The organism is Clavibacter sp. AC415, from assembly GCF_979252985.1.
In genome coordinates this window covers 233,210-246,032 of record NZ_CEEDAR010000016.1, presented here as the reverse complement: position 1 = coordinate 246,032, position 12,823 = coordinate 233,210, and the positions used below count along the sequence as shown (strand labels likewise).

2 protein-coding genes, 3 rRNA genes and 4 pseudogenes are annotated in these 12,823 nt (G+C 65.2%); all 9 read left to right on the top strand.

The window, feature by feature from the left end:
• Nucleotides 1-513: 513 nt before the first annotated feature.
• Nucleotides 514-2,036 (top strand): 16S ribosomal RNA (locus ACZ411_RS08675).
• 421 nt (nt 2,037-2,457) lie between these two features.
• A 23S ribosomal RNA gene (locus ACZ411_RS08670) occupies nt 2,458-5,591 on the top strand.
• A gap of 117 nt (nt 5,592-5,708) precedes the next feature.
• Nucleotides 5,709-5,827 (top strand): 5S ribosomal RNA (gene rrf / locus ACZ411_RS08665).
• The 16S, 23S and 5S rRNA genes sit together here, the layout of an rRNA operon.
• Before the next feature lie 1,142 nt (nt 5,828-6,969).
• On the top strand, nt 6,970-7,626 hold the full coding sequence (locus ACZ411_RS08660; RefSeq protein ID WP_464169926.1) for a hypothetical protein: 657 nt from the start codon (nt 6,970-6,972) through the stop codon (nt 7,624-7,626).
• Between the two features lie 10 nt (nt 7,627-7,636).
• Nucleotides 7,637-7,942, top strand: coding sequence for a hypothetical protein (locus tag ACZ411_RS08655; protein WP_464169924.1), 306 nt, complete (start codon nt 7,637-7,639; stop codon nt 7,940-7,942).
• A pseudogene (locus ACZ411_RS08650) lies at nt 7,932-8,970 on the top strand (HAD-IIA family hydrolase). Before ACZ411_RS08655 ends, ACZ411_RS08650 begins: the two are co-directional and overlap by 11 nt.
• Before the next feature lie 269 nt (nt 8,971-9,239).
• Nucleotides 9,240-10,038 (top strand): annotated as a pseudogene (locus ACZ411_RS08645) (TlyA family RNA methyltransferase).
• Nucleotides 10,002-10,963, top strand: a pseudogene (locus ACZ411_RS08640) (NAD kinase). Before ACZ411_RS08645 ends, ACZ411_RS08640 begins: the two co-directional pseudogenes overlap by 37 nt.
• Nucleotides 10,956-12,683 (top strand): annotated as a pseudogene (recN, locus tag ACZ411_RS08635) (DNA repair protein RecN); the annotation flags it as partial. The pseudogenes ACZ411_RS08640 and recN, both read left to right, overlap by 8 nt.
• Between the last annotated feature and the right edge of the window lie 140 nt (nt 12,684-12,823).

The following is a 12,823-nucleotide window of genomic DNA, read 5'->3' as shown; positions in this document are numbered from 1 at the left end:
ACGCCCGGGATGCGGGTTGTTTTGCGGGGGTGGGGTGGTCCGCGTAATGTCTCCTCTTGTCGCCGGAACGGGCGGGAAGCGAAAAGCTTCCGGAGCTGTTCTGGCGGGTGATGATCCTGGTGAAACAGAAGTTGCCGCGGCTTACGGGTTGCGTGTTTACCATCAACTGAGCTAGGGTCTGAATCTGCTTCCGACGTGAGTGCTGGGCCTTCTGGGTCTGGATCACTCCCACGGGGAGCGGTGGAGTGTGAGCTCCGATGGCTGGCTGTGATGGTCGGTGTCGGGAGCGTCCGTTCCTTGAGAACTCAACAGCGTGCACAATGTCAAATGCCAAATACCCGTGGCATCGTCCTTCGGATGGTGTCTCGGATTCCTTTGGAAAACATTTAAACAAACAAGCAAGTCAGTAATGATTTGTTCTGTCGGTTTCAAACTTGCTGGTTCGTGTTCGATTCCCGTTCACGTCTGGCTTTAGATGTGCCGGCTGCTTTCGGGTGGTCGTGCGTTTAAGCATTTATGGAGAGTTTGATCCTGGCTCAGGACGAACGCTGGCGGCGTGCTTAACACATGCAAGTCGAACGGTGATGTCAGAGCTTGCTCTGGCGGATCAGTGGCGAACGGGTGAGTAACACGTGAGTAACCTGCCCCCGACTCTGGGATAACTGCTAGAAATGGTAGCTAATACCGGATATGACGACTGGCCGCATGGTCTGGTCGTGGAAAGAATTTCGGTTGGGGATGGACTCGCGGCCTATCAGGTTGTTGGTGAGGTAATGGCTCACCAAGCCTACGACGGGTAGCCGGCCTGAGAGGGTGACCGGCCACACTGGGACTGAGACACGGCCCAGACTCCTACGGGAGGCAGCAGTGGGGAATATTGCACAATGGGCGCAAGCCTGATGCAGCAACGCCGCGTGAGGGATGACGGCCTTCGGGTTGTAAACCTCTTTTAGTAGGGAAGAAGCGAAAGTGACGGTACCTGCAGAAAAAGCACCGGCTAACTACGTGCCAGCAGCCGCGGTAATACGTAGGGTGCAAGCGTTGTCCGGAATTATTGGGCGTAAAGAGCTCGTAGGCGGTTTGTCGCGTCTGCTGTGAAATCCCGAGGCTCAACCTCGGGTCTGCAGTGGGTACGGGCAGACTAGAGTGCGGTAGGGGAGATTGGAATTCCTGGTGTAGCGGTGGAATGCGCAGATATCAGGAGGAACACCGATGGCGAAGGCAGATCTCTGGGCCGTAACTGACGCTGAGGAGCGAAAGCATGGGGAGCGAACAGGATTAGATACCCTGGTAGTCCATGCCGTAAACGTTGGGAACTAGATGTGGGGACCATTCCACGGTCTCCGTGTCGCAGCTAACGCATTAATTTCCCCGCCTGGGGAGTACGGCCGCAAGGCTAAAACTCAAAGGAATTGACGGGGGCCCGCACAAGCGGCGGAGCATGCGGATTAATTCGATGCAACGCGAAGAACCTTACCAAGGCTTGACATATACCGGAAACGTGCAGAGATGTGCGCCCCGCAAGGTCGGTATACAGGTGGTGCATGGTTGTCGTCAGCTCGTGTCGTGAGATGTTGGGTTAAGTCCCGCAACGAGCGCAACCCTCGTTCTGATGTTGCCAGCACGTAATGGTGGGAACTCATAGGAGACTGCCGGGGTCAACTCGGAGGAAGGTGGGGATGACGTCAAATCATCATGCCCCTTATGTCTTGGGCTTCACGCATGCTACAATGGCCGGTACAAAGGGCTGCGATACCGTAAGGTGGAGCGAATCCCAAAAAGCCGGTCTCAGTTCGGATTGAGGTCTGCAACTCGACCTCATGAAGTCGGAGTCGCTAGTAATCGCAAGATCAGCAACGCTGCGGTGAATACGTTCCCGGGCCTTGTACACACCGCCCGTCAAGTCATGAAAGTCGGTAACACCCGAAGCCAGTGGCCTAACCGCAAGGGAGGAGCTGTCGAAGGTGGGATCGGTGATTAGGACTAAGTCGTAACAAGGTAGCCGTACCGGAAGGTGCGGCTGGATCACCTCCTTTCTAAGGAGCATGTGCACTTCTCCTCTGTATACAGGGAGATTACGGGTGCCAAGTCACGCGTCAGGCGTATGTCCTGACGGTGGCGCTCATGGGTGGAACATTGACATTGATGCCGGCTGATTCGTCGTGCTGCTAGTACGCCTCCTTGTGGGTGGACGTGGTGCGGGGTGTCGAGGCACGTTGCACGCTGTTGGGCTCTGAGGGACCGGGCCGCACCTTTCGGGTGTGTCTGGTTTCTTGTCGGACCCTTTCCGTCGTCCTGTTGTGGATGGTGGTGGTGCTGCCCGTATATTGAGAACTACACAGTGGACGCGAGCATCTTAGATTCACCGGTTTACCGGTGGATCACAAAGATCTATTTATAGATCATTGGTCAATTCTGTCTCCTCTAGGGGAGGCGAAACGATTCAATCTCATGTGATTTCAAGATTCTAAGAGCAAACGGTGGATGCCTTGGCATCTGGAGCCGAAGAAGGACGTATAAATCTGCGATAAGCCTCGGGGAGCTGATAATAGAGCTGTGATCCGAGGATCTCCGAATGGGGAAACCCCGCCAGGCCCTTTGGGTGACCTGGTGACTCCCGCCTGAATGTATAGGGCGGGTAGAGGGGACGTGGGGAAGTGAAACATCTCAGTACCCACAGGAAGAGAAAGCAAAAGCGATTCCGTTAGTAGTGGCGAGCGAAACCGGAAGAGGCCAAACTCGATCATGTGTGATATCCGGTAGGAGTCGCATGGTCGGGGTCTCGCGGGACTTTCCGTACAGTCCAACCGAGCTGTGAGGGCAATGAGCGCGATATAGACGAATGGTCTTGAAAGGCCAGTCATAGAGGGTGCGAACCCCGCAGTCGAAATGTCGTCGCCTGTCCGGAGAGTATCCCAAGTAGCACGGGGCCCGAGAAATCCCGTGTGAATCTGTCAGGACCACCTGATAAGCCTAAATACTCCACAGATGACCGATAGCGGACAAGTACCGTGAGGGAAAGGTGAAAAGTACCCCGGGAGGGGAGTGAAATAGTACCTGAAACCGTTTGCTTACAAACCGTTGGAGCACCCTTGTTGGTGTGACAGCGTGCCTTTTGAAGAATGCAGCCTGCGAGTTAGTGATATGTGGCGAGGTTAACCCGTGAGGGGCAGCCGTAGCGAAAGCGAGTCTTAATAGGGCGTATGAGTCGCATGTTCTAGACCCGAAGCGAAGTGATCTATCCATGGCCAGGTTGAAGCGACGGTAAGACGTCGTGGAGGACCGAACCCACTTCAGTTGAAAATGGAGGGGATGAGCTGTGGCATAGGGGTGAAAGGCCAATCAAACTTCGTGATAGCTGGTTCTCTCCGAAATGCATTTAGGTGCAGCGTTGCGTGTTTCTTGCCGGAGGTAGAGCTACTGGATGGACGATGGGCCCCAAAAGGTTACTGACTTCAGCCAAACTCCGAATGCCGGTAAGTGAGAGCGCAGCAGTGAGACGGTGGGGGATAAGCTTCATCGTCGAGAGGGAAACAACCCAGACCACCATCTGAGGTCCCTGGAGCGCGTGCTAAGTGGGAAAGGATGTGGAGTTGCATAGACAACCAGGAGGTTGGCTTAGAAGCAGCCACCCTTGAAAGAGTGCGTAATAGCTCACTGGTCAAGTGATTCCGCGCCGACAATGTAACGGGGCTCAAGCACGCCACCGAAGTTGTGGCATTTATATTATAGGCAGGCCTTCGTGGTCCAGCCGTATGGATGGGTAGGGAGCGCGTCGTGTGGCCAGCGAAGCGGCGGTGTGAACCAGCCGTGGAGGCCACACGAGTGAGAATGCAGGCATGAGTAGCGAAAGAACGGGCGAGAAAACCCGTCTCCGAAAGACCAAGGGTTCCAGGGCCAGGCTAATCCGCCCTGGGGTAAGTCGGGACCTAAGGCGAGGCCGACAGGCGTAGTCGATGGACAACGGGTTGATATTCCCGTACCGATGAAGAACCGCCCAAGACAATCCAGTAATGCTAAGTGTCTGAATCCTTGATTCGATCCCTTCGGGGTGACGGTCTTGGCCTAGCACACGACCCTACGCTGGGGCGTTTAGCGTATTAACAGGTGTGACGCAGGAAGGTAGCTGAGCCGGGCGATGGTTGTCCCGGTCTAAGGATGTAGGGCAGAAGATAGGCAAATCCGTCTTCTATGTAGCCTGAGACCCGATGGGGTAGTCCTCACGGACGAAATCAGTGATCCTATGCTGCCGAGAAAAGCATCGACGCGAGGTTCCAATCGCCCGTACCCCAAACCGACTCAGGTGGTCAGGTAGAGAATACTAAGGAGATCGAGAGAATCGTGGTTAAGGAACTCGGCAAAATGCCCCCGTAACTTCGGGAGAAGGGGGGCCTGAGGCGTGTAGGGATTTACTCCTGAAGCGTTTGAAGGCCGCAGAGACCAGTGGGAAGCGACTGTTTACTAAAAACACAGGTCCGTGCTAAGTCGCAAGACGATGTATACGGACTGACGCCTGCCCGGTGCTGGAAGGTTAAGAGGAACGGTTAGCACGCAAGTGCGAAGCTGAGAATTTAAGCCCCAGTAAACGGCGGTGGTAACTATAACCATCCTAAGGTAGCGAAATTCCTCGTCGGGTAAGTTCCGACCTGCACGAATGGCGTAACGACTTCCCAGCTGTCTCAACCGCGAACTCGGCGAAATTGCACTACGAGTAAAGATGCTCGTTACGCGCAGCAGGACGGAAAGACCCCGTGACCTTTACTACAGCTTGGTATTGGTGTTCGGTGTGGCTTGTGTAGGATAGGTGGGAGACTGTGAAGCTCGGACGCTAGTTCGGGTGGAGTCATTGTTGAAATACCACTCTGGTCACTCTGGATATCTAACTTCGAACCGTAATCCGGTTCAGGGACAGTGCCCGGCGGGGTAGTTCAACTGGGGCGGTTGCCTCCTAAAAAGTAACGGAGGCGCCCAAAGGTTCCCTCAACCTGGTTGGTAATCAGGTGTCGAGTGTAAGTGCACAAGGGAGCTTGACTGTGAGACTGACAAGTCGAGCAGGGACGAAAGTCGGGACGAGCGATCCGGCAGTGGCTTGTGGAAGCGCTGTCGCTCAACGGATAAAAGGTACCTCGGGGATAACAGGCTGATCTTGCCCAAGAGTCCATATCGACGGCATGGTTTGGCACCTCGATGTCGGCTCGTCGCATCCTGGGGCTGGAGTAGGTCCCAAGGGGTTGGGCTGTTCGCCCATTAAAGCGGTACGCGAGCTGGGTTTAGAACGTCGTGAGACAGTTCGGTCCCTATCCGCTGCGCGCGTAGGAAATTTGAGAAGATCTATCCCTAGTACGAGAGGACCGGGACGGACGAACCTCTGGTGTGTCAGTCGTTCTCGCCAGGAGCACCGCTGATTAGCTACGTTCGGAACGGGATAACCGCTGAAAGCATCTAAGCGGGAAGCCGGCTTCGAGATGAGATTTCCATCCCTTTCAGGGTGAAGGCTCCCGGCTAGACTACCGGGTTGATAGGCAGGATGTGGAAGCGAGGACTAAGACTCGTGTAGCTCACCTGTACTAATAAGCCGATATCTTGAAAACACTTTGCTTGCGTCCACTATGTGGTTCCCGATATACGGTCGGGTACTAATTGAACAACCAGCTTGACTGGTCGATTCATCACAGTTTTCATGCCCTTTGTGGGTGTGTATGAGGTGTTTCGGCGGCCATAGCGAGAGGGAAACGCCCGTCAGCATCCCGAACCCTGGGAAGCTAAGACTCTCAGCGCCGATGGTACTGCAGGGGGGACCCTGTGGGAGAGTAGGACACCGCCGGACTTGATTTGGTAGTAACGGGAGGGCCCGTCGCACATCGTGCGGCGGGCCTTTCTGCGTTAACACTCACCGCCTTGATCAGGATGCGCGCCGGTCGATCGGCTGGGCTGTCGCGGGCCTGACGCCGTAGCCGGCCTGCGTGGTCGTCCCCTGAGATCGTGATGCGGCGTTGCGCACACCCGGGGACGCGATGCGGCCGATGGCATCGTGTAGGAGCAGCGCGGTTACTGTGTGGCTGCTCTTCCTGTCGCTGGTCCTCGCAGCTGCGAGCGATCACATGCACCGCACCGGTTAGCCTGGACCTGACTTCGGCACGACCCACAACACAACAGACATCATCTGGCCCGCGGGCCGACAGGAGCACAGTGAGCGACTCATCCGACCGAGACAGCCGGCCCGAGGGCCAGGACCGCGGATCGTCGCACTCCGCCCGCGGTCGCGATGCGGGCGGGCCCCCGGGCAACGAGCGCGGCTCGTCGGGCGCACCGCGTGGCCCGAGGGACGGGAGGCCGCGCGTCGGGCCCCCGCGGGTCCGGCGGGGACCGCCCTCAGCGTGATGGAGAGCGCAAGCCGTGGTCCCGGGGACGGTGGGCGGCGCTGCGCGTCCCGCACGGGACGGTGAGCGGAAGCCGTGGTCGAAGGACCGGGCGGCGGCTCGGCTCGACCCCCGCGGGACGGTGATCGGAAGCCGTGGTCGAAGGACGATGGCGGCTCGGCTCGACCCCCGCGTGACGGTGAGCGGAAGCCGTGGTCGAAGGACGGTGGCGGCTCGGCTCGACCCCCGCGGGACGGTGATCGGAAGCCGTGGTCGAAGGACGGTGGCAGTGCTGCGCGTCCCGCGCGTGATGGTGAGCGGTAAGCCGTGGTCGAAGGACGGTGGCCGAGACGCCGGCCGCGGTGGGGCGCGTCCGCCCCGCGACGGCGACAAGCTGTGGACCCGGGACGGGCGTCCGGCGCGCAACGATCGCGATGCCCCGCGGTACGAGGAGGCTCTCACGGAGGAGCAGCTCCGGCACGCCAGCTGCGGTCCGTGCGGCCGCGCCACGACGATCCCGAGATCCCGGAGGATGTGAAGCCCGGCGACCTCGACCGCGTCGCCCGCAACGAGCTGAAGACGTTCGTCGAGCAAGGACAACGCCGAGGGGGTGGCGCAGCACCTCGTGATGGCAGCCCGCCTCATCGAGGAGGATCCGGAGTTGGCGCATCGGCACGCGACCTCCGCGGTCGACGGGCCGGCCGCATCGCCGTGGTCCGGGAGTCGCTGGCGATCACGGCCTACGCGGTCGGCGACTACGCCCTCGCGCTCCGCGGAGCTCCGGACGTACCGCCGCATCTCCGGCAAGAACGACCAGCTCGCGCTCATGGTCGACAGCGAGCGCGGACAGGGTCGCCCCGACAAGGCGCTCGAGCTGGGACGCTCCGTCCCCAAGGAGACGCTGCCGGCGGCGGAGCAGGTCGCTCTCGCGATCGCGATGTCCGGTGCCCGCCTCGACCTCGGTCAGACCGAGGCGGCCCTCGACGAGCTGTCGATCGCGCAGCTGAACCGCGACGTCGCGTACTCGTACAGCGCCGACCTCTTCCACGCCTACGCCGAGGTGCTCGAGGAGCTCGGCCGGTCCGAGGAGGCGGAGGCGTGGAGGCAGCGTGCCGAGGCAGCTGAGGCGGCGTTCGCCGATCCGGACGAAGGGTGGACGACATGGTGGAGGTCGTCGAGGAGGAGCTGGAGGTCGACGACGCAGCCATGCGGCGGGCACCGGCGACGACGCCGCCGCGACGCCGTCCCTCGAGGACGGGGACGATGACGACATCTCGGTGGACATCGACGACGAGCTGGATGTCGCCGAGGAGGTGCCGTCCGACGACGACGCAGATGCAGATGCCGATGCCGATGCTGACGGTAGCGGCGTTGCCCATGCCGACGGTAGCGGCGACTCCAATGCTGAAGGCAGTCGTGATGCTGACGGCAGTCGTGATGCTGACGGCAGTGGCGATGCCGACGGCAGTGGCGATGCCGACGGCAGTGGCGATGCCGACGGCAGTCGCGATGCCGACGCCGCGTCGGACGTCGACGGCGATGCGCACGGCCGAGCAGGGGCGGGTCCCGACGATGTTCGCTAGGGCGGCCAAGGGGGCGACGCCCCTCGACGGCGTCGACGTGATCCTCGCGGACCTCGACGGCGTCGTCTACGCGGGTCCCGCCAGCATCCCCCACGCCGTGGAGGCGCTCAACCGCGCGGCTGACGGCGGGATCCGCCTGGGGTACATCACGAACAACGCGTCGCGCACGGACGCCTCCGTGGCGGAGCACCTCAGCTCGCTCGGGCTGGCCGTCGCGCCGGAGGACGTCGTGACGTCGCCGCAGGCCGCGCTGCGGCTGCTGCTGGCGGACCGGGTCCCCGCCGGGTCCATCGTGCTGGTCGTCGGCGGCGACGGGCTCGTGCACGAGCTCGAGAAGGCCGGGTACGTCGTCACGCGCTCCGTCGAGGACGCTCCGGTGGCGGTGGTGCAGGGATTCGCCCCCGACGTCGGATGGACGCAGCTCGCCGAGGCGGCGTTCGCGCTGGCCGACGCGGAGGTGGCGTGGGTGGCGACCAACACGGACTGGACCATCCCCGTCGCCCGGGGCATCGCACCCGGCAACGGCACCCTCGTCTCGGCCGTGCACACGGCGGTCGGGCGCCTGCCCGTCGTCGCCGGAAAGCCCGAGACGCCGATCTTCGACGTCGCCCGCGAGCGCTTCGGCGCGCAGCGTCCCGTGTTCCTCGGCGACCGCCTGGACACCGACATCCTCGGGGCGACGCGCGCGGGGATGGCGTCCGTGCACGTGCTGACCGGCATCGACCGGGCCAAGCAGCTCGCGGCCGAGGAGGACCAGCGGCCGCGTTCATCCTCGAGCACCTCGGGAGCTGCACGAGCCGTACCCGGAGACGCGGTTCTCGCAGGAGGGCCGCGTGGCGACGGTCGGCAAGGCGTCCGTGCGCATCGCGGGCGACCGCGTGGAGGTCGTGAAGGACGGCGGGTCGACCATCGACACGCTCCGTGCCGCCTGCGCGGTGATCTGGAACTCGGGTCGGCCCATCTACGGGCTCGACGTGCCCGAGTCCCTCTACGTCGCCGCGGGTGCCGGCGCCGCGGGGCGGGCGTAGCGTGACGGCGTGAGCGACGACCACGCGGATCCCCACGGCCTGCCCCGGCCGGGCGCCGGGCTCGATGCCGCTCAGGACGGGAGCGACGTGGCCGAGGAGCTCGTCTCGCGGCTGCAGCTGATCGAGGAGCAGCCGCTGGGGAGCGGGCGACGGCGTTCGCGATGCTGCACGACGAGCTGCGCGCACGGCTCAGGGCGGCGACGGGGCCGCGACGCGTGGGTGACACGGCAGGGCCCGCCGGCGAGTCCGCCGCGCACCCGGGCGGCGGCATGCGGCTCGACGCCGCGCTGCCCGCGATGGGCCTCGCCCGCTCCCGGACGCACGCCGCGCGCCTGATCGCCGACGGACTCGTCACGGTCGACGGCCGCGGCGTCGTCAAGGCGTCGGTCAAGGTGCTGCCCGGATCCGCCGTCGCCGTCGCGGGCACCGACGCCTACGTCAGCCGCGGCGCCCACAAGCTCATCGGCGCGCTCGACGCCTTCGACGGCGTGCGGGTCGCGGGCCGGCTCGCCCTCGACGTGGGCGCCTCCACCGGGGGCTTCACCCAGGTGCTCCTCGAGCGGGGCGCCCGACGCGTCATCGCGCTCGACGTGGGGCACGGCCAGCTGGACCCCCTGATCCGCGAGGACCCGCGGGTGGACGTCGTCGAGGGCGTCAACGTGCGCGACCTCACCCCGGACTCGCTCGGCGCGGTCGCGCCGTCGGCCGCCGGCGAGGCGCCCGCGCTCGTCGTGGGCGACCTCTCCTTCATCTCCCTGGGGCTGGCGCCGCCCGCGATCGCCCGCACCGCCGCGCCCACGCGGACATCGTGCTGCTCGTGAAGCCGCAGTTCGAGGTCGGGCGCACGGGGATCCGCGAGGGCATCGTGCACGACCCGGGACTGCGCGACGACGCCGTCATGCGCGTGCTGTGGGCGGCCTGGGCATCGGGTCGGGCATCGGCCGGCCTGATCCCTTCCGATTGTTCGGCGGAGCGGGCAACCACGAGTACCTCGCCTGGTTCAGCGGTCGTGCGGGGAGCAATCCGACACAATGGAGATCGACGTCGAACGAGATCACAGGAGCGTGAGCGAAGTGGCTGGACCCGCGAGGCACATCCTGGTCGTCTCGCACACGGGGCGCCGCGACTCCATCGACGCCGCGCTCAGCGTGTGCGGGCAGCTGGCGGACGCCGACGTCCGCATCGTGCTCACGGCCGAGGAGAAGGCCGACATCCTGCCGTTCGCTCCCGGGATGGAGGGCGTCGCCGTGCTCGGGGAGGACGTGCAGACGGCCGATCTCGAGATCGTCATCGTGCTCGGCGGCGACGGCACCATCCTCCGCTCGGCAGAGCTCGTTCGCGGCACCTCCGTCCCGCTGCTCGGCGTGAACCTCGGGCACGTCGGCTTCCTCGCGGAGAGCGAGCGGGAGGACCTGGCCGCCACCGTCCGACGCGTCCTCGACCGCGACTACACGGTCGAGGAGCGGATGACCCTCGACGTCACGCTCAAGGTCGGAGCCGACGTCGTGTACCGCACGTGGGCGCTCAACGAAGGGCGATGGTCGAACAGGCCAGCCGTGAGCGCATGCTGGAGGTGGTGGTCGAGATCGACGGGCGCCCGCTCGCGTCGTACGGCTGCGACGGCATGGTCGTGTCCACCCCCACCGGTTCCACCGCCTACGCGTTCTCCGCCGGCGGCCCCATCGTGTGGCCGAGCCTGGAGGCGATGCTCGTCGTGCCGCTCAGCCCGCACACGCTCTTCGCGCGCTCGCTCGTCGTCGGTCCGGAGTCCACGGTCGCCGTGGAGGTGCTCCGCCGCACGTCCGGGTCCGGCGTGCTCTGGTGCGACGGCCGCCGCACGCGCGACATGCCGCCCGGCGCCCGCGTGGAGGCGCGCCGCTCCACCATCCCGGTGCGCCTCGCGCGCCTCAAGCAGTCGCCCTTCACCGACCGCCTCGTGAACAAGTTCGAGCTGCCGGTCACCGGCTGGAGAGGTCCCGTCGACCGTGATTGAGGAGATCACCATCCGCGACCTCGGGGTGATCGGCCAGGCGACCCTGCCGCTCGGCCCGGGCTTCACGGCCGTCACCGGCGAGACCGGCGCGGGCAAGACCATGGTCGTCACGGCGCTCGGGCTCCTGCTCGGAGCGCGCGCCGACTCCGGAGCGGTGCGCCAGGGGAGCGAGCGCGCCGTCGTCGAGGGCCGCTGGATCATCGCGGCCGAGGACCCGGTGCCCGACCGCGTGCGCGACGCCGGGGGAGACGTCGACCCGTTCGGCGACGGCACGCGGGGCGAGCTCATCGTCACGCGCCAGCTCTCGTCCGAGGCCGCAGCCGCGCGTCGGTCGGCGGGCGGGGAGCGCCCGCGGCGCTCCTGACCGAGATCGGCGAGCAGCTCGTCGTGGTGCACGGGCAGTCCGACCAGATGCGCCTGCGGTCCTCCACCGCGCAGCGCCAGGCGCTCGACCGGTTCGCCGGACTCGCCCTCGCGCCCGTGCTCGGCGAGTACCAGGACGTGTTCCGCCGTTGGCAGGCCGCGCGCGCGGAGCTCGACCGCCTCGTCGCCGAGCAGGACGCCCGCACGCGCGAGGCGGAGGACCTGCGCGCCGCCATCGACGCCATCGAGGCGGTCGCGCCGCAGCCCGGCGAGGACGAGGAGCTGCGCGAGCGCATCGACCGGCTCACCAACCTGGAGGACCTGCGCGCCGCGGCCTCCGCCGCCCACGAGCTCATGTCGGCGGAGGACGCCTCGGGCGAGATGGCGGACGCCGCCTCCGTGCTCGACACCGCGCACCGCCGCCTCGACAGGGTCGCCGCCCACGACCCCGCCCTGGCGGAGGTCGTGGAGCGCTTCGACAGCGCGCGCATCCTCGTGTCGGAGATCGCGGTGCAGCTGTCGGGGTACCTCGCGGGCCTCGACGCGGACGGCGCCCGGCGAGCTCGAGACCCTGCAGGACCGCCGGGCCGAGCTCGTCGCGCTGACCCGCATGCACGGACCGACCGTGGAGGACGCCATCGCGTTCCTGGACACGGGCAGCGCGCGCCTGCTGGAGCTCGACGGCGACACCGACAGGATCGACCTCCTGCGCGTCGAGGTGGAGCGCGACGAGTCGCTCGTCGGGGAGCTCGGCGCTCGGGTCACGGCCGTCCGCGAGGAGGCCGGTGCCCGTACTCGCCGAGGCCGTCACCACGGAGCTCGGCGCCCTCGCCATGGCGGACGCGTCGCTCGAGGTGCGTGTGCGGCCCTCGCGCGGAGCCGGCCCTGTCCGGCGCCGAGCCGCGTCGAGATCCTGCTCCGGCCGCATGCCGGCGCGGGAGGCGCGCCCCCTGGGGCGCGGTGCGTCCGGCGGCGAGCTGTCGCGGGTGATGCTGGCCATCGAGGTCGTCGTCGCGGTGCGACGACCCCGTGCCCACGTTCGTGTTCGACGAGGTCGACGCGGGTGTCGGCGGGGCCGCGGCCATCGAGATCGGCCGGCGGCTGGCCCGTCTCGCCGAGCGGGCGCAGGTCATCGTGGTCACCCACCTCGCGCAGGTCGCCGCCTTCTCGACCAACCACCTGCGCGTCGTCAAGGGCGGCGACGGGCAGGTCACCGCGTCGAGCGTCACGCAACTGGAGGGCGATGCCCACATCCAGGAAGACGGCGCGGCTGCTCTCCGGCCTCCCGGACAGCGAGAGCGGGCTCGCGCACGCCCGCGAGCTGGTCGAGCCCGCCGCCTCTCCTGCGCTGAGGGCCGGCCTCCGCGGGCCGCGGGCGGCATCCGGAGAGGGCCCGCGCGCGTCGTGGCTGTCGCGGGGCCCCGGACACACACGTAGGATGGAAGCCCGTGGCGGACATTCACTCAGCGGCGGTTACGGACTCGAACACGACGACCA